We start from the raw sequence: 22,681 nt of genomic DNA on the forward strand, positions 1-22,681 counted from the left end.
CTTTTGTACATTTTTATATTGACATTTACAGCGTAAGAAAGGTAACATACATGTGGAATGGGATGTTTCAAGGCAAATCAATAGCAGAAGGACATATTCAACAAGGTAATAAGAAGTTGAATGAAAAAAGGATACATCCTACTCAAAAACCAGTGAATCTATATCGATGGATAGTTGATAAATATTGTCGGCCAGGATTTAAAATATTAGACACGCATGTAGGTAGTGCAAGCAGTTTAATAGCATTTAGAGAAGCTAACTTTAATTATGTGGGATTTGAAATAAATACAGAGTATTTCGAGAAAGCGAAAGAGAGGATAAGAGATGTTGAAAAAAATATGGAATAACATAGAAATTATATTAATCACATTATCAATGCTGTTAGCGATGTTCACTGTAGGATTAATGGTAGGGGTATATATTTCAAGTGAGAATATCGAAAAATTGAGCACTGAAAATATAAGACAATATCAAACTATCCAGCAACAAAAAGAAAGAATAAGAGAATTACAAGAGTTTAAGCAGTTGAAGGAGATATACAATGCTTAGATATGTTTTTGAATGGTTTGGAATCATACTGTTATTTGGTTTCATAATGACAATGTGTAATACTAAGTTTACTGCAGAGGATGGATATGTAATAACATTTGTGTGGGCGATATGTAGAATTTGTCTCACATTTGAGAATAAGAGGTAAGGAGATGTATTGATTATGTTTTGGGAAAAAGAGAAAGAAAAAAGAATAAGAATTAAAGTAACTGGAATTAAAAGAATAGTGAAAATCGAAGAGAATAAAGATGAGAAACTAGAAGATTTAATCAATGATTATATTATGAGTTTAGAGTTTTCAGAACATGTTTTAGATATTAAAGTTATAGAAAATAAAAGATTTGAAGAAACAGGAATTTATTATTCAAAAGAAGGGAACTGGAAAAGAGAAGAAATATATTATGCAGCATATATATGTATAGGAGGGAAAATTTATGTTTAAAAATAAAGAATTCGAAATAATATTCATAATGAAAGATGATGAGACTATTTGTGTTAGGGCTAGTAAAAATATTGTTGATATGGTATATAAATTACATAAAGATTTAGATGAACTCAAAGGTGATATAATACTAGATTTTAACGGGAAGAAAGTCGATTTAAGAAAAGTAGATTATTTCAGATGGTATATGATTTAGGAGGACTAAAAAATGGCAAAGTATTGGGAAAATCTAAAGTATCACGAAGATACAGTAGTTAAAGAAAAATTAAGTAATGATGATGTAAAATTTTTAAAGGAATTACAGAAAGAAATAAATACAGAAGACAACGGAGGAACTGCTAATCCTAGATATTGGGTGATTAGACAACCAGAGAGGATATACCATCTAGATGAAGATGAAGCTGATTATTACATGTTTCTAGATGAGTATGATCACCAGGAAATGACATTAGAAGACTTAAAAGAAAAGCTTGAAGATTTAAATGACGACAATTTAAAAAGTATAGAGCTAAAAGATGGAGTATTAACTTTTGGATATTTCGATGAATCGTTAGAAGAGGTTGACGAATATAAGGTAGATTATGATAATTGTTATCGAGATGGATTAATTAAGATATCAGAATTGTTAGAGTTTGAAGTAAGAGTTATTTATTATAGTGAACTAGATGTAACTGTTGATAATTGTATGTTTTTAACTCAAATAGACGCTGAAAATCACTTGAGAGCTAACGATTACCATTACCACGAAGAAGCGAGAACCTATTGTATGCACGGATGGAGAAATCCACGTTTTGAAAGATTAATAAATATTTTATCAAAAACAGATTTTGATAGTATGTTGGAGGACTAACAATGAAATGGAATAAATTAACAGTAAGAGAGCTAACTAAAGAAGAACAAGAAGAGTATGGATATGAAACGTTATGGGATGGACCATTACCTGAACTTGATGAAGAAGTACTAGTAACTTACCCTTTGTCTTCTGGAGAGTTTGTTGATACATTTATCGATACGTGGGTAGATTTTGAAGTGGGATTAGGTTTCGAAAATACTGATAATGATGTTATTTACTGGATGGAATTACCAAAATATAACGGAGAATTAGACGATTAGGAGGACTAAAAAATGTCAAATAGACACTATCTAAATTTAAAAAATAAAATAACAGGAGAAGAAAGTAGCGTACAACTTTTTGGCAATAATGAGTGGTATGATACGTTCTTTAAATACTTGAAAACATTAAATCCAGAAATTGCAGATTTCGAAGATAGTTTTGAAGATGTCGTGGTTTTAAATATTAAGGATTTAATCAAAGCTATAGATGAGTCAATATGGAATGAAGTTATTGCCAGTAAAATTCATAAAAATAAAAATTCAGAAACTTTTGTTGAATATTATTCAACCATGCTTGACTTCTCTTGTAATTTATTAGACGGAGAGGGAAATGCTAGAAGTTCATTGTATGGTGCAGCTAGATATATAGTGAATTACGGATATATAATGATATCGTATATGGTTTATAATTGGTTAAAAAATCAAGGTGCGATAGTAAATGAGGAATTCATAAAAGTTGAGCATAATTATTGCAACAGAAATAGTTATGAACGTTTAGGTGAATTGAGTGATAACTTTATGTTAACTATTTCTTATTATTAATATGTTGGAGGACTAAAAATGACTAACAGAATATATTTAGCATTAAAATATAAAGATGCACAAATTATAAAACACGCATTACAAGAATATGTTAAGAGATCAGATGTAAAAAATGAAACAGATATTGAAGAAGAATCTGCATTACTTAATAGCATTGAAGAAGAAGTTAACCTATTCAAGAGTAAGAATGGAATTAAGTAAGAGGTAAAAGGGGTGTTTTGCTAATGGAATTAAAATCAATGTTTATAATCGACGTACTGCTTTACATCATCGGAATATTCTTCTGTGTATCGCTAATATCTGTGATGGTGTTTATGGTTGTTGCTTTAAAGAGATATATTAACTGGAGGAAGTAAGATGTACGATTTAAAAGCTTATACTCCAACTCAAGGGGTTAAATCAGTGACACGTTATAATTTTAGAACACAAGAAGTTGAGCTAGAAGTAGCACCTTATATGCCTGTTAAAACTAAGAATTTTAAGTTGTTACGTTGTAGTGAATTAAAGGATATATGGGGTAATTTAATATATGAAGATTATATTGTAAAATATAAAGATGATTTAATTGGTGTAGTTAAATTTATAAAAGGTAAGTTTGTTGTTGAGTTTAAACAAATAACAGTTGATTTATGCAATATCTATGATAGATTATTAATAATAGGAGATGTGTATGCAGGAAACGAACAATAAGAATAATAAAGCGAATAGAAGAGGTAAAGAGAGTTATTTCAAGAAAAAGTTTCTAGAGCAAGTAAAATACTTAAGAGGATTGATTGAATCTGATAAAAGGTTACTTGAAGAAAACGAGTATAGTTTAATTAATATTAAAGGCATGGATTATTCAAAAGATAAAATAAGAGGTGAAACAAAATCAACTCTTGAATCCCGTCTAGATAAATCGGAAGAATTAAAAAATCGAATTCTAAAAAGCATAGAAGCACTTTTAGAAATGCAAAATAAAATTAAGGAATATATAGACAACATGCCGAATTTAGAATATAGATTATTGCTGCAGTTAAGATACTTAGAATGTAAGACATGGGCAGAGGTTGAGCATATATTAGATATTGAATATACAACTAGAAATCAAAAGCATTCATTAGCTATTAATCAGATATTCATTCCAGATATAATAAAATATAAAAAAATATAATATCATATAATAAAATATAAATAAATATAATAACATATAAACAAATATAAATTCAAATGTAATATAATATATGTGTGAATGATTTCACAAATATTAAGATCCTTTATATAAATAATAATCGTATACCAATTAAGCGTGATTTGTATCACGCTTTTTTGTATGGAGTTTGAATGTATAAAACAAAAGAACAAAAGCAAAGATTCTATAAGAGTAGTAACTGGTTAAAGTTGCGACTGAAAGCATTGAAGAGAGATAACTATGAGTGTCAACAGTGCAAGAGATTAGGTAAGGTGAGCAAAGGTCAGAACGTTCACCATAAATTAGAAATAGAATTCTATCCTGAACATGCACTTGATATTGATAACCTAGAGGCATTGTGCATTAATTGTCACAACGTTGAGCATGGTAGATTGTTTGGCAATGGTAGTAGGAAGAAGAGATGGAACGATGAAAAGTGGTAGTATTTCCCACGTAGCCCACTATTATTTCCCAGAAATACCCCCCTCAAAAAATTTTGAAAAAAATTTTTTTCTTCAGGAGCGGGCGGGTCTCTTTTTCGGAGCTGAATCGATATTTTTTTCACGAGGGGGGGGAGTGGTATAGCTAATGATAAAAAAAAATCGACCGTAAACCAAAAAGAATTGAAAAAATTTCTTTTGGAAAAGATTAATCAACCTGATAATATTCTTGAGATTGAGAAGGTAAATAGGTACATGCAATTTGTCGAATTAATAGCGAAACTTAAGCAAGATATTAAAAAGCAAGGAGTAACTATTGTAGTAGAAAATGGTAGTCAAAGTTATATAAAAACTCATCCTGCCATCGCTGAAATTAGTAAATTAAACACTAGTATGCTTGCAATCGAAAGAACATGGAATTTTAAAGTTGATTACATAGAAGATATTAATGATGATGATCTAATATGATTTTAAATAAATATGTAGAAGAGTATATTAGTGATTATCGTGAAGGTAAAATAGTATTAAATAAAGAACGTATTCAGCTAATAGATATATTAGAGAAATATGTTTTTCCAAGAGACGATATATATTTCAATGATGATTTAATTGAAAAGTGTATAAAGTTTGGAGAGAAATATTATTTTAAATTACAACCATTTCAAAAGTTTATAATTGCTTTTGTTTTTTTATTATACAAGAAGAATGATAAGGCATATTATAGACGTTTTTTAATTATGATGGGACGTGGTGGAGGAAAGAACGGATTAATTTCTGTTTTAACAAATTTTTTAATTAGTTCACTCCATGGTATCCCAGATTATAATATTTCAATAGTTGCCAACTCTGAAGAACAAGCTAAAACATCTTTTAATGAGAGCTATAATGCTATTACAAGAAACCAGCGAATGGTTAAGAGTTTTAAATGTACTCTTGAACAAATACAAAATCTTAAGACTAGAAGTATCTTGAAGTTTAGAACATCAAATGCAAGTACGAAAGACGGATTAAGAGATGGAGCTGTAGTATATGATGAAATCCATCAATATGAAAATAATAATACTGTTAGAGTATTCTCAAGTGGGTTAGGTAAAAAGAAAAATCCACGAGAGTTTTTTATTACTACAGATGGTTATGTAAGAGATGGATTCTTAGATAAGCAAAAAGCAAAAGCTAGTAAAATTTTAAGCGGTGAAAGTCCTAACAGTAATATGTTTATTTTCATCTGTAAGCTTGATGATTATGAAGAAATTGATAATCCAGATGTTTGGGAAAAAGCTAATCCAATGTTTAGTAATCCTAGAAGTGAATATGCAGATAATCTTTTTGATGTTATTTTTGACGAATACAGAGATTTAGAAGATGAACCAGAGGGACGTGAAGAGTTCATAACTAAACGTATGAATCTTCCTGAAACTGATTTAACTAAAAGTGTTGCTACTGATGAAGAAATTTTCGCAACTAATAGACCTATGCCAAATGTTAAACATAGAACGTGCATAGGGGGACTAGATTTTGGTTCTATCCGAGATTTCACTGCTGTAGGATGTTTATTTAAAATTGATGGTGATTATGTTTGGAAAACTCACTCATTTGCAAGAAAAGAGTATCTTGACAAAGCTAAATTGAAACCACCTATAAGGGAATGGGAAAAACAAGGACTTTTAACGGTTGTTGATGAACCATCAATAAATCCTGAACATGTTGTAAATTGGTTTGTAGAAATGAGAAAAGAGCATGGGTTAGAGACTATAGTTGCTGATAATTATAAACTAGATTTACTACGACCGCTTTTGGAAAAACAAGGCTTTGAGGTTGTATGCATTAGAAATCCTAAGGCTATTCATCCTCTACTAATTCCTAGAATAGAGAGTGCTTTTGCTAACCGTCAAATTATTTGGGGCGATAATCCTTTAATGAGATGGTACACGTTTAATGTTTATGTAAATATAAAAAAAGATGGAAATAAGGTATATGAGAAAAAGGATGAACACAGAAGAAAAACAGATGGATTCCAAGCATTTGTACATGCTATGTATAAGGCTGGAGAGTTGCTTAATGATGAAGTCGATTTCTTCTTAAATAATTTAGAATTTTAAAAAAGAGGTGAGATTTTGGGATTTTTTGGCAAAAAAAAAGAAATCGACATACTCCTAGATTTAGATTTAATAGAAAATAGTTATGAGAATGTACATATGAAGAATATGGCATTACATACAAATATAGATCTTATCGCAAGAACTATTTCACAATTAGAATTTCTTGTTGTGAAAAATGGTGAATATATAAAAGATAGGCTATATTACAAGTTGAATGTTAAACCTAATAAAAATCAAAATGCTTATGAATTTTGGAAACAATTTGTTGAAAATATATTTTATGAGAATGAGTGTTTAATTATTAAAACTGATTCTGATGATTTAGTTATTGCAGATGACTTCTACAGAGAAAAATCCGCATTATATGAGGATAAGTTTTCTAATGTACAAATTGACACATTTAGGTACGATAGAGATTTCTATAGTGAGAGTGTGTTATATTTTCATTACAGCAACCGTAGATTACAAAACTTTGTAAATGGTATATATAAAGATTACGGAGAACTTTTTTCAAGAATTGTAGCATTCCAAAAAAGAAAATCTCAAGTAAGGGCAGTTACTAAAATTGATACTACAAAATATGATCAAAGTAAAACTCATGAGATTCAAGAATTTATTAATAGGATAACTAAAGCATTTAGAGACCAAGAGTACGCTAATGTACCTATGCAAGAGGGACTTGAATATAGTGAAGCAAATAAAAACAGCGTTAAGGCTGAATCAGTTGATGAGGTAGCAAAAGTTGTTAATAACTTTACTAATCATATTGCTAATTGTTTAGGAATACCTGTTGGTTTGCTGAATGGTAATTTAGCAGATGTAGAGAAGCAAACTGATAATTATATGAGGTTTTGTATTAATCCATTAATTAAGTTTATTATTTCCGAGTTTAACGGGAAATTTTTTACAGAAAAAGAGATATTAAATGGTGATGGATTAGAAGCAAATACAACTCCAATAATGATCTATAATATATTTAATTCTGCGAGTTCTATTGATAAGTTGATTGCTAGTGGAATGTACACTATTAATGAGCTTAGATTAAAATTAGGTGATAAATTGTCTACTGAAGAGTTGGCAAATAGACATCATATAACTAAAAACTATGAAACTTTAGGAGGAGGTGAGCAAGGTGACAAAGAAGAAAGTTGATTACTTTTTTAATTCAGTACAAACAAATGGAAAAACTGAACTAACTATTAGTGGTGCTATTGGTGAGAGTTCATATTTTTATGAAGCAACATCAGCTAAAGATGTTAGAGAAGCGTTAGAAAATGCTACTGGAGATATTCATATATATTTAAATAGTGGTGGTGGAGATGTATTTCAAGGTATTGAAATCTACAATTATTTAAAAAACATCTCAAACAATGTTACTGTTGAGGTTACAGGAACAGCTTGTAGTGCTGCTTCTATTATTGCAATGGGTGCTAATAAATTAATAATGAATACTGGAACTTCGCTTATGATTCATGAAGCCTCAACAATTGCTTGGGGAAATAAGAATGAAATCAAGAAAACATTAGGAGCGTTAGAAACAATTGACACTCTACTTGTTGATATTTATAGCGAAAAAACTAATATTGATAAGTCAGAGATAGAAAACTATATTTCAAATGAAACATGGTTTACTGCAGATGAAGCTGTAGAACTTGGTTTTGCTGATGAGAAAAAATCAGAAGTAAAAGCAGATGAAAATATGGAAAATATTTTAACGAATGATTTTATTGAGAATTTATTCAAAAATGAAACATTTGTACAGAAAGTTTCTAGTATGGTTAATAACAATGTGTTAGACAATAAAGAAGATGAAGAAACTATAAATAACAATGGTTTCTTTTTATAACGGAGGAAAATAAATGACAATTAAATTTAAAAATTTCGAAGAAAAAAAACGTTTATATGCAGATTCAGTGTTAAATAATGAATCAAAGGAAACACAAAGTAAAGCATTTGATGATATGATGTCAACAATGGTTGATGAAATCAGAGATGATATTTTATCAAATGTGAATACTAATAATATGGACAATGTTATTTTAAGTAATAGAGGACAACAAGTCTTAACATCTGAAGAATTGAAATTCTTTAACGCTGTAATTGAGCAAGGTGGATTTAAAGAACATGATATTTTACCAAAAACAACTCAAGAGCGTGTATTTGATGATTTAGTAAAAGAACATCCATTATTAGCAAAATTAGGGTTAGAAAACTATGGAGCTATTACAGAATTTATTTATGGTAATCCAGAAGGTGCTGCAGTTTGGGGAGAACTATTTGGAGGAATTCAAGGTAATTTAAATGCTAACTTTAGAAAAGAAAAAATCGGTCAATACAAACTTACAGCATTCTTTGCAGTATCTAATGATATGTTATCATTAGGACCTGTTTGGGTTGAAAAATATGTAAGAACATTCTTAGTAGAAGCTTTAAAAGTAGCTTTAGAAAAAGCGTTTATTTTAGGAGATGGGAAAAGTCAACCTATTGGATTAAACCGTGATTTATTAGCTGCAGTTACTCAAGGACAATATGCTGAAAAAGCTTCAGCAGGTACTTTAACATTTAAAGATACTAAGACTATCATTGCTGAAATTGCAGGAGTTCATAAAAATCTTGCAAAATATAAACGATTGAAAAAAGATGGAGTTACTGAAGAGGATGAGTTCCAAGCTAGAAATATTGCTGGTAAGGTGGTTATGCTTATTAATCCGTTTGAATATTACGATATTATGGCAAGAGCAACTGTTCAAAATGCTTCTGGAACATTCATTACTGCTTTACCATTTAATCCAACGATTATTGAGTCAATTTTCGTTCCAACAGGAAAAGTAATTTTCTTTGTAGAGGGTGAATACTTAGCGATTACTGCTGGAAGTTTTGGAATTAGTCAATTTAAAGAAACTCTAGCTATGGAAGATGCAACATTATATATTACTAAAATGTATGCAAATGGTAAGCCAAAAGATAACTACGCAGCACAAGTATATAATTTAAATATTACACCACTAGCATAGGAGGATAAGTTATGGTTAAAGTAAAAATTTTAAGTTCTTTTGTGGATAAATATTCTGATGAAGTATATAAAGTAGGTGATACTGTAGATTTCCCTGCTGAAAGACTAAAAGAGCTAAAACAAAATTTATCAGTTCATGATAGAGAATTTTTCGAAGAAGAAAAGAAAGAAGTCAAAGCTGTTGAAAATGTTGAAGAAGAAAAAGTAGAAGTAACATCAGAAGAGAAAGCTGCAGAAGAAAAAGTAGAAAAAACTGTAGAGACTACGGAAGAATAATCTATGGATGAACTATTAAAAAAGTTAAAAGATAGATTACATATTTTACATAATGATGAAGATGAGCAACTTAAACAGTTGCTTTCTTCATCTATTTTTTCGTTAAAAAATCAGTGTGGATATTTTGATGAGACAACTAATCTTTTAGCACAGGAGTTAATTTTTGAAAGAGTTAGATATGCATACAATGATAGTTTAGAATATTTTGATAAAAATTTTAGGACACAAATTATTAATCTTGCTTTATCAGTAGGAGAAATAGAATGATAAATCTAGGAAAAAAACAAGAAAAAGTTAATCAGACATATAATGATGGAATAGCTAAATTTGTAAAGTATGAGTTTGGAAAAGATAAGTTTAACACTAAATTAACATCAAAAACTGAAAAAGAAATTAATAAGTTTTGGTTTAGGAAGTTAAATATTACATCTGTAGAAAAATATCAAGCTTTACAAGTTGATACAGAAGTATCAAGAAGAATAGCGATTCGTTTATTTCCACAGATTGATGATTATATTTTAAGTGATCTATTTATCATTATTAAAAATAAATCCTATACGATTTCTAGAATTTGGCATAATCATAAAAAAAATGAAACTGAATTATCATTGGTCGAGGTGATTAAAAATGAGCATTAAAGAGTTAATATTTCAGACTATATCAGATATGGAATTGAATATTCCAGTTTCTTATGGATTTAGTGATGATACTGATTTTCCTAAAATTGTATATTTTCATGTACATACTACAGAAAAAAGATTATCTGATAAGCGAAAAATTAAACACCATGTATATCAGTTAAATTTCTATGATCTAGTGCCACATGATTTGGATAGTTCAGAAATTTTACAAAAGATACAAAATTCATTGGATGATACTAAATTAAATACTGGTTCTTGGCAAGAAGTAATTGATGTGGATGCTGACAGAAAAGAAACTCAATTTATGTATTTCTTGGAGATTTACTCATGACAAAAGAGTTTGGTTTTAGTGGAGCAATTGCTAAGTTAAATAAGATTAGCAGTAATGCTAAAACTATTAATAGCATAGTAGAAAAAGAAGCAGAAGAAATTAAAGATGATGCAAAAAAAATCGCTACTAGCAAAGGTTTAAAAGTAACTGGTGCTGGTGTTGAGGGGATTATCGCAAAACATGCATTATATGAAAGTACAGTAGGTTGGGCAGGTAGGCCCAATCTACATTTATATTTCCATGAAGTAGGATTTCATGCTGGGTTTTCTAAAGCTACTAGTAGAGAAAGACGTGGTAAGCGTGCAAGAAGATATAAAAAAGGCAGTAGAAAATATGTTGCTCCTAAGCCACATATTAGACCTGCAGCATTACAACACAAAGATTCATTTGCTAAGAAAGTTAAAGATAAATTATTAAATAAATAGGAGGAACTGAAATGACAGTAACTAAAGAGAGAGTAGAAAGAGCGTTAATGACAGGTGTTGGTGCTGGTTATTTACAAAAAGTAAAGACAGAACCAACTAGTGAAAGTGGATTAACATATGAGGATAAGGTATACGAAGTATTCGCAATAGATAAAGTAGCATTTAAAGGACAGACAAAAAATAAAACAGTATATTTATCAAACAATAAATTACGTGACATTGTTAAATTCTCAAGTGCAGAGATGACTGTAGATATTGGATTCTTCCCAGAAGGTTTTGTAGAAGAAATGAGTGGAATGATTAAACTTGCAGATGGTGCATATGTTCAGGGAGATAGTCCGAAGTATAAATATTTCAGATGGTCATTCCTTGTTACAGATGAAAATGGCGGAGAAATTATTTACAACTTCCCATACTGTCAATTAAAACATCCAGATTTCAATGCAGAAACTGAAACTGATGAGAAGAAAGAAAATATTGCACAGGTTACTATTGAGGCATTCCCAGTAATTGGAAATAAAAAAGTATACTCTAAAATCGACTTACGTACGACTAATTTATATGATCGTGAGAAATTATTATTAAATGGTTTCTATGATGCAGAAACTTTAAAAGCATGTATTAAAGACGGTCAAACAGATTCTACAGTAGTCCCTAGAGCATAATAAATAAGATTTAAAGAGCCGGCATAAGTTGGCTCTTTTTTGGAGGTATTAAATGAGTATTTTTAAAAAAAATATAGAGACTTTTAAAACAGATATTCTTGGGTATGGAGTTGAATTAAGATGTAATTTAGCGGTTTGGTTATATTTAGAAGCAGACTTTGGTATTAAACAAGGTGATTGGGTAGATGTTATTACTAAAGAAAAAAATATAGCAATTGCCAAGTTTTTAGTTTCGATTTTGAAAGCTAATAAGTTACAAACAACACTTGAGGAAGTATTAGAAAATGTTACTGATACAGACTTGGAAGTATTTCTTATAAAATATCAAGAAGCTATGTATGGAGATCAAACAGCAACATTACTTCAAATGTTAGGAATTACTGATGATAGCGAAATGGGAAAGAGTTTTTTAGAAGAACAGGTAGAAGACCTAGTTCCTACACAACCAAAAGTAGTGAGCAGGAATCCGAAGAGAGCCAAGAAGAGACACAAGAAATAATAGATTGGGATGATTTATTTTATAAGTGTAGAACTTGGTTCAACATGACTAAGGATGAATTTATGTATGATTATTCATTCGACTATATTATTTACATGATAAATAGATATATCAAAGAAAATTATACAACAGATGATTCTGAAGAAGAAGGTATGCGAGTTACTAACGTAAGTAATGTACTGTAGGAGGTAAAAATGGCAAATTACATGGATAAAGTCGGTGTCATACTGACTGCAGAAGGTGTAGGCTCTTTTACCTCTGCTATTAAGCAAGGTGAAAATGCCTTACGACAACTTCAAGCAGAAGCTAGAAGAAATATAGCTTCATTAGGTAGTGGTGCAAAAGCATACGATATCTACAAGGCAAAGATGAGTGGACTAACTACTCAAATGAAGCAATCAGCAAGTAATGTTAATAATTTAAAAGATAAATATGATGCTTTAAAAAAATCTACTAGTGAAATACCTAAAGAGATTGAAAAGTTATCGAATGCTTTTAGGCAAAAACAATCAGTTTTAAAGACAAATGGAACGTTGTTACAAAGTCAAAAAGAGCATTTAAAACACTTAGAAAGCACTTATGGTAAGAGTAGTGCTGCTGTTCAAAAATATAAAGAAACAGTAGCAAACACAAGCAAAGCATATAAGAAGACTGAACAGGAAGTCAAGAGCCTTGAAACGCAAATTAAAGGCTTGAACAATACGTTAAGTACTCAACAGAAAGAATTAGGAGCATTACCAACTAAAATAGCAAACGCTGAAACAAGCTATTTTAAATTAAGAGATGCAGTTGAGAAAACTCATACTGCATTTAGAAATAGTGGTGGTAGGTTAGCTGATACAGCTCAAAGATTTAATGATGTTGGTACTAGAGCACAAGTTCTAGGACAGAAGATGTCGGGAGTTGGTGACGGTTTAACAAGAGCGACTGCTGGGATATCTTCTGGAATGTTATTAGCTGCTAGAAGTGCAATCAATTTTGAAAGTGATTTTGCTGGAGTAGTTAAGACTGTAGATGCAACACCACAGCAATTAGAGAAGATTAGACAGAGTTTCTTAAATCTTTCTACAGAGATCCCTGTTAGTGCAAATGAATTAGCTAGAATTGGTGAAGTAGCTGGGCAGTTAGGTATTAAAACTGAAAATATAGTTGACTTCACAAAGACCATTGCAGATTTAGGAGCTACTACTAACTTAAGTAGTGAGGAAGGTGCAGCAAGCTTAGCTCAATTCATGGCTGTAATGGGAACAAGTCAAAGTAGTATTAGAAATCTAGGTTCTACGTTAGTAGAATTAGGAAATAACTTTGCGACAAATGAAAGATCTATTGTAGAAATGTCTCAAAGATTATCTGGTATGGGTAAACAAACTAATATGTCAGAGGCTGATGTATTAGGATTAGCAGCTGCAATGAGTACCGTTGGTATCGAGGCAGAAGCTGGTGGTAGTGCAATGACACAGGTTATGACAAAAATGCAAAATGCTGTAATGTCAGGGGGAGAAAACTTAGGTAAGTTTGCGAAAGCCGCTGGAGTTAGTGCGAGTGAATTTGCTAATGCATTTAATAATCGACCTGTAGAGGCACTTGGATTAGTTCTTAAAGGTCTTAAGAATGTAAAAGAAAGTGGAGGTAATGTTAACGATGTACTGGCATCATTAGGTGTAACAGGTATTCGTGAAGCTGATGCCATGAAGAGACTTTCTGGAGCATTAGATGGAGATAGTGGATTAGGTAAAGCTTTAGAAATTGCTAATAAAGGATGGAGAGAAAATTCAGCATTAACTAAAGAAGCAAGTATCAGATACCAAACAAGTGCTAGTAAAATTCAAATGGCTAAAAATGAAATTCAAAAAATGGCCATTGAAATGGGTTCTGAATTGTTACCAAGATTAGCAGAAGTATTGCAACATTCTAAACCTGTAGTGAAAACATTAGGTGACATGATGTTATGGTTTAGTAAATTACCACCAACTGTCCAATTAGCTGTGTTAGGTATGGGCCCTTTCCTATCTGTTTTAGGTAGATTAACAACTGGTGCAGGTGCAGGAGTTAAGAGCATAGGTACTTTGATTCAATGGTTAGGTAAAATCAGAACTGGTAAAGCAGTAGCTGATGTTGCCAAATTAGGTACTGAAATTGCTGGAGTAGGAACTAAGGCTGCAACTACTGGGAGCATGTCTTCTATGTTAACTAATCCATATGTTGCAGGAGCTGCATTAATTGGAGCTGCTTTTGTCGGATTAGGATATGGAATATATCGTGAAATGACAAAAGATAGTAGAAATCATGAAGCATCCGTTGAGCAAACAAACGGAAAGTATAAAGAATGGTACGATCAAGTTATTAAAGGTGCAACACAATCTGGAAGTGCAATCGACAGATTAAAAGGTGATGTTCAAAATAATAGTAAAGCCATAGTAGAGGAAACTGAAAAGATTAAAAAAGCTAATACCTCAATCATGGAAAGTCTTGATAAAAACTTTAAAGAAGGTAGTTGGTATTCTTCTGATGGAGAAATCAGAAAGAAACTAAAAGAGAATCTATCTTTAAGTGATGAAGATGTAAACGAGATTGAAACTAAGTTCAGAAACTATGGAATTATGTTAGGTAATTCATTATCAAGTATTCAATCAAGCTATCTGGAGAATAAAACTATTACAGCAGATTATGCAATGGCTCAAATAAAAACTATTAACGATTTAACGTTATCTACCGTTGAAGGTATTGAAAAGCGTAGACAAGCTGAAATGGATAGATTAAATGCTCTTAAAGCACAGGGAATAATTGAGGAAGCAGAGTATAAAAAACAAGCAGAAGTTGTAAAACAAACCTTTGATACTCAGATTAATTCAGCAAAAGAAGCACAAGGAAGAATTAAAGAAATTCTATCTAATGCTGCAAAAGACCATAGAAGTTTAACAACTCAAGAGATGAATGAAATAGAGAATCTCTATAAGAGACTAGGTAAGAGTGCGGTAGAGGCGGCAACCTCAAGCAAAGAAGCTCAAGACCTTCTGAAAAAAGGAATGGAAGAAACAGCCTTGGCCGCTAAAATTGCAGCGTTAAAACAAATTGGATTGATTACTGATACTAAAGAAGAATATATTAATAATTTAGGTTCTATTGAAGCCAAAGTAAAAGAAGTTAATGAAATTCTAAATAATTGGACTAGTCACTCAGATATTAAAGCTATAGGAATTAAATTTGAAGGTCATGATCTTGTATTTAATTTTAAAAGTGATTATGAACGACTTATTGCATTACCAGACATAATGAAAGCAATAACTATTGCTGAAAGTCAAGGTCGTACTATTAAGATGACTAAAGAAGATTTAGAATGGTTGGATAAGAAAGGAATACATCCTAAAAATGTTGAGATTGTAGATAAAGCAAGTCTGCCATTAGATAATATCAATGGAAAAATAGATACATTTAAAAATGCTAGTTTGCCGCCTAAATCAATTATGTTAAGAGATGAGGGAAGTACAAGTATAGATAATGTATTTAAAAAGGTTTTAGATTATAACGCACAAGCTGTTAATGAAAAAAGTCTAAAAGTTAATGATAATGCAAGTCAACCAATTACAGATGCACAAGGGAAGTTAGATTTATTTAACGGAACAAATCCTGTTGATAAGAATTTATCAGCTAGCGGAAATGCTAGTCCATTTACACAAGATGCAACAAATAGTTTAAATGTATTTGCAGCAACTAATCCTGGAACAAAAAGTATTATGGCTCAAGGTAATGCGACACCATTTACTGATACAGCAAAAGCTTCAGTAGATAGATTTAATGCTACACCTACACCTACAAAGCAATTAGAAGCTAATGATAATATCACGAACAAAGCTAATAGTGCTTCTTGGGCAGTAAGAAGTATTCCTCAATTTTGGCAAACTGTTATTTCAGTGGCTGCTAGTGGACCTATTCAATTGCTCCAAAAATTAGGGTTATTTGCCACAGGTGGAAAAATTGATTTATATGCTCATGGTGGGAATATTGATATGTTTGCTAATGGTGGTATGATAGGAGCTACTCAAAGTTTACCACCAAGATATCAAGGTATCGTAGGAGAAGCTGGCCCAGAATTATTCCAAGTTACTAGAAGTGGTGTAAACATTACACCATTATCAACAAGAGAAAAAATCAAAGGAATAAGTGGAACGTTAGCAGAACAATATGGAGCCAATAATCCTAATGTTAATATTACTATCAACGTAACAGGCAATAATATAAACAACAAAGAAGACATTGATACATTAGTAAAAGAGATTGAACAAAAACTAGTGAGATCTATGAAAGAATACAAAAATATGAGTTTTGGAGGTGGTAGAAATGTCGTTACATTATAATGGGTTAATCTTCAAAGGGAAGTCTACCGCCGATTTTCCCTTTGAAATTTTTGTAATAGAAAATGATGGAATTAATAAAGGGAAAAGAAAAGATAAAATATTTACATCTGATGATATGTCAGGAGGAATTGTAAGAACTTCTACAGCTTATGAGCTTGTAGAAAAATCATATAAGCTATTAATCCACGATGTAAAATTAAATCAAATCAATGAATTATTAGTGTGGTTAGAAGGTAGTGGTAAATTAATAGCCTCTGATAATCCTGGTAGATATTATGAGGTATTAACTGTATCTGCAGTTAGAGCTAGACTAGGTGAAGTAGATGAATATGAAATAGATGTAGTATTCACTTGTAATCCATTCTCATATAGCATTGCATCTGATATTAAGACATACACAAGCAATGGAGTTATCAACAATGAAACTAATGTAATAATGTATCCTAAAATCACTCTATATGGAAATTCAACGAGTGGCACATCATTAACCATAAGTAATCAGGTAGTTAGATTAAAACAACTATCTGAAAAGCTAGTTATTGAATGCAAGCAAGGTGAACAAAATGTATATGATAAGAACGGAAATCTATTAAATAGTGTAATGCTGGGAGCGTTCTTTGAGATTAAACCAGGAGTGAGTGGGATTGTTCTAGGAAATGGAATTACTAAGTTAGAAATAGAGTGTAGATGGGGGGCGTTTATTTAATGTTATGGTTATATGATGAATTTGAAACAGACTTTACTTATAACGGAATAGTGTTGAATAATGCTTACGATTCAGACATTCACTGGGTGTTGAATACAATGTATAAACTGACATTCAAATATCCAACAGTTGATAATGACCTATATTCTTTCATTGAAAAAGGAATGATTGTAAAAGCTGATGAGCATGACAGAACAAACTTATTTAGAATTAAGGATATTGATATATCTGAAAATGATAAATGTATTACTGTAACTGCTTATCAAAAGAACTATGATTTTAGTAAAAGATTAGTGAATAACTTCGGAAGACTTCGTGTAAACTGTATGTCAGTGCTTGATGAATGGTATTCAAACTTTTTATCTAGTGAAAAAGATTTCTCATATTATTCAGATATAAATGCCATTAATTCATTTGTATCACATAATGATGATACTGACAATAAACTTAGAACATCATTTGAATTATTAGGAGGAATTGCTGATACTTATTCTGCAGATATTGATATGCATGATAAACAAATTAGCTTGTTAGAACGTTTAGGACGAGACACTGAAGAAGTATTAACTACAGCTAAAAATATAAGTGAATTTGTTAATACTAGTAATTCTGATGAAATTGTTACTAGAATTTATGCTAGTTCAACTTTTAAAGTTGGTGATAAGTACGATAAGAAAGACTTGCGAGAACAGCACAGACAACAATTAAAAGCCTTGAGAGAATCTCAAAAAGAATACTCGCAAGGTAGAAATGCTGTTAAAATAGCTGAACAAATGAAAGATGAAATAGCTAAAAAATACGCTAAAGAACTTGCTAAGAATAACAAGAAAGTAAAGCGTAGTGGTAAAGTAATCAAATCATATTCTCAAATTGAATCAGAAGTAAATGCTAAATATCAGGAAAGAGAGAGAAAATCTCAACAAAGAAAAGCTGAAAGTCAAGCGATAGCTGATAGAAAGAAAGCTGAAATTGAATCATTAAAAGCACAACAAAAAGAAGAACTAGAAGCATTAGATGAAGAAATTACTATTAATCTAATTGTAGAAAGTCCGTTGATTAATGATTATCCATTCATCAATGAAATAGCAGTATCCAACAATGATTTAAGAACTGCTGAAGAGTTAGAAGAATGGGCCATGGAATATTTTACAAAACAAAATATCGACAAGCCAAAAAACTCTATCAAAGTTACTTATGAACAATTATCAGAGGATATCAATCGTGGAGATACTGTAATTTTAAAATATTTAAAATATGGTGTAGACGAAAGAATAAGAGTAGTTGAAACTCACTATGATCCAATACTAAAAAAATGGAAAGAGTTTATTCTAGGTGAAAAAGAAGGTAGATTAGGTTCAGAAGTATCAAATGCTAGTAGTGGAGCGATAGCTAAAGCTAACGCATATACAGATATAATCACTATGGACATAGAGCGAAAAGTCAAAGAACGTAGTGAAAATTATGATAAGCTGTTTAAGAAAAATACAGATGAAATCAATAAAAAGATTGAAGATGGATTTGAGAAAGCTAAGGCATCAAGTGAAGTAATAACAGCTAAGATTGATGAAAATCTAGAGAAAAAACTAGCACCTATTAGAAACCAAGTATCAATAACAGTTGAAAACTACAATAGGCAATTCCAAGCTACTAATCTAGAAATAACTAAGAACAGAGTTGAAGCTACTAAGCAAATTCAAGCAGCTAATCTAGAAATAAGTAAAAATAGAGTTGAAGCAACAAAACAAATTCAAGCGTTGTCTGATCGAGTTAACAACATGCAGGATATTTCTAGTAATTCAACAGTAGTTGAGTTAAAAAAATTAGTGAATGAAGCTAAAGAAACTGGGAAAAATATAAATCAAAAAGTAACCGAGTTAGAGGGTAATGTAACAAGGGAATTTAGTTCAGTCAAAGCTAAAAACGAAAATGATTTAAAAGTTATCCGAGGGGAAATAAAAGCTGGTGTAGATGGTTTAACTAGTAAAATCAGTTCCCTTGAGGAATATAAAAATCAAGATGGCAGTAGAAATGAAAGCTTGAAGCAATGGGTGCAACGTGATACAGCTAGTCAATTAAGTCGTGAACGAACTGAAATCAATAGAGTTATTGATAGTAAAGGTTTTGTTAAGAACACAGAATTTAGTAGTAAGTTTACAGAAAATGCTAGAGGTATCACTAACCAATTAACAGCGTTAGAAAACTACAAAAATCAAGACGGAGTAAGAACAGCTAATTTACAAATTTGGGTTCAAAATAACACTGCTAACCAACTGACTACTGAAAGACGTAACATTGAAAGTTGGGTAGATGATAAGGGGTATGCAACTACATCTGTTGTGGAAAATAAAGTTCAAGAAACAGCTAACAGTATTTCAAGAGAAATCAGAAATATTAGAGAAAGCATTCCTACAAGTGTTGGTGGCAGAAACTATATAACTGATAGTGAGAAATTGCAAAGTAAACCACATTGGGGTAGCAATAAATGGGATGAAACAGTTGATGGAGATACCATCATTTTGACAAAAAAAGGTGGTAGTGATAATACAGGATTCTTTTTTGCATTAACTGACTTAGTTAAAACTCAATTCCAAAATGAGACGTTAACATGGTCTATCGATGTTAAGGCTAGTAGGGATATGACTCTTAACACTGTTGGTTTTGAAACCAATGGATTGAGACGTGTAGATATTTCAACGCAATGGAAACGAATGTCTCATACATTCATCAATAAGTTTACTAATTTTTATGCTTTTGTATTTTACCACCCTACTACTAATTTTAATAACGGAGATAAAATTTATATACGTTTACCAAAATTAGAAAAAGGAAATGTTGCAACTGACTGGACACCAGCCCCAGAGGAGAATAATGCTTTTGTTAAAAACACAGAATTTTCTAATAAGTTCAATGAAAATGCACAAGGTATTAATCGTCAATTAACAGCATTAGAACAATATAAAAATCAAGACGGTGCAAGAGTTGCTAATATGCAAATTTGGGCACAAAATAACACAGCTAATCAACTGACTGCTGCAAGACGTAGCATTGAAAGTTGGGTTAACGAGAAAGGTTATGCAACAACCTCTGTTGTTGAAAACAAGGTGCAAGAAACAGCTAATAGTTTTAGTCGAGAAATCAGTAATGTTAGAAATAGTATTCCAACTAGTGTAGGTGGGAGAAACTATATCCTTAACTCTAACTTTGCTAAAGAGCTTGAAAACTGGGAAATGGCTAGATTGAATAATAGTGGACTAAATTGGCAAAAAGGACACGCTATCCAGAATTTCGGTAGAGGGTTGCATATTTGGGGTACACCTAACGGAGATTATAAAGGATTAGGGACTATGTTTAACTTAACAGCGAAACAAGGTGAGAAATTAACCTTATCAATGGATTTAGGAAAAGATGCGTTAACACAAAATGCTATTTTATATATAGGATTACATTATGTCGTTGATAATGATATAGTTTCACAACAATGGCAACCATTGGATTTAGCAACACAAAATTTTGAAGTTAAGAAATATAAACGTATTTCAAAAACGTTCACAGTTACCGCTGATATGAATAAATGTAGGTTGATGATACACACTCAAAATAATAAACTTATCAATTTTTACATTGATAATATCAAACTAGAAAAAGGTGATATATCTACAGACTGGACACCAGCTCCTGAAGATGTAGAACAAAATGTGAATGAGTTAAACACGTGGAAACAAACTACCAATCAAACTTTAAACACAGTTACTAGCACATTAAACGATACTGTAAGGCACGCACAACTTCGAATAGGAGCTGATGGAATTGATTTTGGTTCAAACAAAGTTTTCAACGGAAGAAACCTTGCTAGTATTCTTTCCGTTAGTCCAGAAAGTATTCAAGCAATAACTGATAGATTAGTAATCTCACCAGCTAATGAGAATTTAGTTAAAAGAGAATATAGAGATACTTTCATTTTAAATGTTAGAAATGGTGTTTTAAATAGAATTTATGGAAGTAATGTTGATTTAGTAGGCGAATATCAATTTAAAGTTGCTATAATTGATTTTGATACACCTACACTTAATGCATCAATACATGTGAAGTATAAAGATGGAACAGATAGTTGGTTTAATTCAGAATTTCCAACACCTAGTATAGCAACTTTAGAAACAAGTACTTCTGTAAAAGTGCAAGTGGAATCGAGAAAAGAAATTGAATATATAGAACCTTTAGTTTTTCAAAATAAATGGAGCGATTTTTATAGATTTCATTTGAAAAAATTATTTGTAGGTAAAAAGAAAAGTGCAGAATTAATCGTTGATGGTTCAATCGAGGGTCGACAAATTAAAGCTGAAACTTTAGAAACAGGACATCACAAGGCAGGAAGTATCACTTCAGAAATAATTGCTGCTAACGCTGTTAAAGCTAAGCATATATTAATAGATGATGGTTTAATCAATAATCTAGTAACGCACAATGCTTTCATTTCTAAACTGTGGGCACAAGACGCTTTTATCAGAAGTTTAAAAACTGTTAAAATATCTACTACTCAACTAGATACTGACTGGCTTTCAGCTTATACAGGAGATATTGGAGGATTCAGAATTGGTAAGAACCCGAACCAACCTGGAGACTTTTGGCTTACAGGTTCTAACAACTTCAACTGTGGATTAAACCCAGGTCACAACATTGGGACACGTGGTGCTCAAATTTGGGCAGCATGGGGATATAATTGGAATCAAGCAGGACCGAATGCATGGTGGGTTGATGGACAAGGTAGAATGAATTGTAAAGGTTCAGCTACATTTTATGGTGGATTACATGTGTATAATGCCAGACTTGATACTCACGGTCAAGATATTCAAGGAGATGCGAATAGTAACGGAGCTAAAACTACTGTTATTTGGTGGTCACAAATTAACAGGGTTAAAAGTTCAGTATCTGATAAACGTTTCAAAACTAATATTAAACCAACTAAAGTTAAGGCAGTAGATTTACTTAATAAAATTGAAATGGTTGAGTTCAACTGGAAAAAAGATAATAAATTCGAAAAAATCGGAGCAATAGCTCAACAAGTTCAATCAGTAGAAGAAAGCCTTGTTGTTAAGGATATGGATTCTAAGCAATCACACAGTGATTATTTAAGAATTAGTTACTATGACACTATACCTTATCTAATCAAAGCGGTACAAGAATTATCAGAAGAAAATAACAAATTAAAAAACAAACTGGAGGGAATAATAAATGGATAATCAATTACAACCAATCGACTTAATCGCACAAGAATTAAGCGAAAAAACAATGCAATTAGCACATTATAAAGTTGCTTACAATAAGTTAACTAACGAGCTAGAAGCTAAGGAGAAAGAGCTTAAAGAATTAAAAGAAACTAAAGTAGAAGAAGTAAAACATGAGGAGGAACAATAAT

The 22,681-nt window shown here is 31.2% G+C and carries 28 protein-coding genes; all 28 read left to right on the plus strand.

Annotation, left to right across the window (positions count from 1 at the left end; translation table 11 throughout):
* Positions 1–347, plus strand: a 347-nt coding sequence (locus HMPREF3186_RS03430) for a DNA methyltransferase (protein WP_231724153.1), incomplete at its 5' end; no start/stop codon positions are given.
* Entirely contained in the window at positions 325–549 is a 225-nt protein-coding gene (locus HMPREF3186_RS03435; RefSeq protein ID WP_060913935.1) for a DUF2570 domain-containing protein, read from the plus strand. The genes HMPREF3186_RS03430 and HMPREF3186_RS03435, both read left to right, overlap by 23 nt.
* 163 nt (positions 550–712) lie before the next feature.
* Entirely contained in the window at positions 713–991 is a 279-nt protein-coding gene (locus HMPREF3186_RS03440) for a hypothetical protein (RefSeq protein WP_060913936.1), read from the plus strand.
* Entirely contained in the window at positions 984–1,187 is a 204-nt protein-coding gene (locus HMPREF3186_RS03445) for a hypothetical protein (protein WP_060913937.1), read from the plus strand. The genes HMPREF3186_RS03440 and HMPREF3186_RS03445 overlap by 8 nt, the downstream gene beginning before the upstream one ends.
* Positions 1,188–1,199: 12 nt before the next feature.
* The gene (locus tag HMPREF3186_RS03450) at positions 1,200–1,841 is read left to right on the plus strand and encodes a hypothetical protein (protein WP_060913938.1); all 642 of its coding nucleotides are present in this window, start codon (positions 1,200–1,202) and stop codon (positions 1,839–1,841) included.
* Positions 1,842–1,843: 2 nt separating this feature from the next.
* Positions 1,844–2,104, plus strand: a complete 261-nt coding sequence (locus HMPREF3186_RS03455; protein ID WP_060913939.1) for a hypothetical protein — start codon at positions 1,844–1,846, stop codon at positions 2,102–2,104.
* A gap of 12 nt (positions 2,105–2,116) precedes the next feature.
* Positions 2,117–2,647, plus strand: a complete 531-nt coding sequence (locus HMPREF3186_RS03460; protein WP_060913940.1) for a hypothetical protein — start codon at positions 2,117–2,119, stop codon at positions 2,645–2,647.
* A gap of 18 nt (positions 2,648–2,665) precedes the next feature.
* Positions 2,666–2,848 carry a hypothetical protein gene (locus tag HMPREF3186_RS03465; protein WP_060913941.1) on the plus strand — a complete coding sequence of 61 codons (183 nt, stop codon included), beginning with the start codon at positions 2,666–2,668 and terminating at the stop codon, positions 2,846–2,848.
* 156 nt (positions 2,849–3,004) lie between these two features.
* Entirely contained in the window at positions 3,005–3,337 is a 333-nt protein-coding gene (locus HMPREF3186_RS03470) for a hypothetical protein (RefSeq protein ID WP_060913942.1), read from the plus strand.
* Positions 3,318–3,800: a hypothetical protein gene (locus HMPREF3186_RS03475; RefSeq protein ID WP_060913943.1), complete on the plus strand. Its 483-nt coding sequence runs from the start codon at positions 3,318–3,320 to the stop codon at positions 3,798–3,800. The genes HMPREF3186_RS03470 and HMPREF3186_RS03475 overlap by 20 nt, the downstream gene beginning before the upstream one ends.
* 170 nt (positions 3,801–3,970) lie before the next feature.
* Entirely contained in the window at positions 3,971–4,261 is a 291-nt protein-coding gene (locus HMPREF3186_RS03480) for an HNH endonuclease (RefSeq protein ID WP_060913944.1), read from the plus strand.
* A gap of 195 nt (positions 4,262–4,456) precedes the next feature.
* A complete protein-coding gene (locus HMPREF3186_RS03485) occupies positions 4,457–4,726 on the plus strand; it encodes a P27 family phage terminase small subunit (RefSeq protein WP_156438959.1) in 270 nt (89 codons plus the stop codon).
* Complete coding sequence (locus tag HMPREF3186_RS03490; protein WP_060913946.1) at positions 4,723–6,357, plus strand: terminase large subunit domain-containing protein; 1,635 nt, start codon at positions 4,723–4,725, stop codon at positions 6,355–6,357. The genes HMPREF3186_RS03485 and HMPREF3186_RS03490 overlap by 4 nt, the downstream gene beginning before the upstream one ends.
* 15 nt (positions 6,358–6,372) lie before the next feature.
* The gene (locus HMPREF3186_RS03495) at positions 6,373–7,509 is read left to right on the plus strand and encodes a phage portal protein (protein ID WP_060913947.1); all 1,137 of its coding nucleotides are present in this window, start codon (positions 6,373–6,375) and stop codon (positions 7,507–7,509) included.
* The gene (locus HMPREF3186_RS03500; protein WP_084812647.1) at positions 7,490–8,203 is read left to right on the plus strand and encodes a head maturation protease, ClpP-related; all 714 of its coding nucleotides are present in this window, start codon (positions 7,490–7,492) and stop codon (positions 8,201–8,203) included. Before HMPREF3186_RS03495 ends, HMPREF3186_RS03500 begins: the two co-directional genes overlap by 20 nt.
* Before the next feature lie 13 nt (positions 8,204–8,216).
* Positions 8,217–9,371, plus strand: coding sequence for a phage major capsid protein (locus HMPREF3186_RS03505; protein WP_060913948.1), 1,155 nt, complete (start codon positions 8,217–8,219; stop codon positions 9,369–9,371).
* A gap of 11 nt (positions 9,372–9,382) precedes the next feature.
* Positions 9,383–9,646 (plus strand): hypothetical protein, encoded by a 264-nt coding sequence (locus HMPREF3186_RS03510; protein ID WP_060913949.1) that lies wholly within the window; start codon positions 9,383–9,385, stop codon positions 9,644–9,646.
* A 3-nt stretch (positions 9,647–9,649) separates the two neighbouring features.
* Positions 9,650–9,913 carry a hypothetical protein gene (locus tag HMPREF3186_RS03515; protein ID WP_060913950.1) on the plus strand — a complete coding sequence of 88 codons (264 nt, stop codon included), beginning with the start codon at positions 9,650–9,652 and terminating at the stop codon, positions 9,911–9,913.
* Positions 9,910–10,284 carry a phage head completion protein gene (locus HMPREF3186_RS08985; RefSeq protein WP_060913951.1) on the plus strand — a complete coding sequence of 125 codons (375 nt, stop codon included), beginning with the start codon at positions 9,910–9,912 and terminating at the stop codon, positions 10,282–10,284. The genes HMPREF3186_RS03515 and HMPREF3186_RS08985 overlap by 4 nt, the downstream gene beginning before the upstream one ends.
* Positions 10,274–10,618 (plus strand): hypothetical protein, encoded by a 345-nt coding sequence (locus HMPREF3186_RS03525; protein WP_060913952.1) that lies wholly within the window; start codon positions 10,274–10,276, stop codon positions 10,616–10,618. The genes HMPREF3186_RS08985 and HMPREF3186_RS03525 overlap by 11 nt, the downstream gene beginning before the upstream one ends.
* Positions 10,615–11,043: a hypothetical protein gene (locus tag HMPREF3186_RS03530; RefSeq protein ID WP_060913953.1), complete on the plus strand. Its 429-nt coding sequence runs from the start codon at positions 10,615–10,617 to the stop codon at positions 11,041–11,043. Before HMPREF3186_RS03525 ends, HMPREF3186_RS03530 begins: the two co-directional genes overlap by 4 nt.
* Before the next feature lie 11 nt (positions 11,044–11,054).
* Positions 11,055–11,708: a hypothetical protein gene (locus tag HMPREF3186_RS03535; RefSeq protein ID WP_060913954.1), complete on the plus strand. Its 654-nt coding sequence runs from the start codon at positions 11,055–11,057 to the stop codon at positions 11,706–11,708.
* A gap of 52 nt (positions 11,709–11,760) precedes the next feature.
* On the plus strand, positions 11,761–12,207 hold the full coding sequence (locus HMPREF3186_RS03540; protein ID WP_060913955.1) for a hypothetical protein: 447 nt from the start codon (positions 11,761–11,763) through the stop codon (positions 12,205–12,207).
* A 62-nt stretch (positions 12,208–12,269) separates the two neighbouring features.
* Positions 12,270–12,392, plus strand: a complete 123-nt coding sequence (locus tag HMPREF3186_RS09515; RefSeq protein WP_269446630.1) for a hypothetical protein — start codon at positions 12,270–12,272, stop codon at positions 12,390–12,392.
* 9 nt (positions 12,393–12,401) lie between these two features.
* Positions 12,402–16,562 (plus strand): phage tail tape measure protein, encoded by a 4,161-nt coding sequence (locus tag HMPREF3186_RS03545; RefSeq protein ID WP_060913956.1) that lies wholly within the window; start codon positions 12,402–12,404, stop codon positions 16,560–16,562.
* Positions 16,546–17,268, plus strand: a complete 723-nt coding sequence (locus tag HMPREF3186_RS03550) for a phage tail family protein (RefSeq protein WP_060913957.1) — start codon at positions 16,546–16,548, stop codon at positions 17,266–17,268. Before HMPREF3186_RS03545 ends, HMPREF3186_RS03550 begins: the two co-directional genes overlap by 17 nt.
* Positions 17,268–22,505: a phage tail spike protein gene (locus tag HMPREF3186_RS03555; protein ID WP_060913958.1), complete on the plus strand. Its 5,238-nt coding sequence runs from the start codon at positions 17,268–17,270 to the stop codon at positions 22,503–22,505. Before HMPREF3186_RS03550 ends, HMPREF3186_RS03555 begins: the two co-directional genes overlap by 1 nt.
* Positions 22,498–22,680 (plus strand): hypothetical protein, encoded by a 183-nt coding sequence (locus HMPREF3186_RS03560; RefSeq protein WP_060913959.1) that lies wholly within the window; start codon positions 22,498–22,500, stop codon positions 22,678–22,680. Before HMPREF3186_RS03555 ends, HMPREF3186_RS03560 begins: the two co-directional genes overlap by 8 nt.
* Position 22,681 lies beyond the last annotated feature (1 nt).

The sequence above is a fragment of the Gemella haemolysans genome, assembly GCF_001553035.1.
Lineage (GTDB): Bacteria > Bacillota > Bacilli > Staphylococcales > Gemellaceae > Gemella > Gemella haemolysans_B.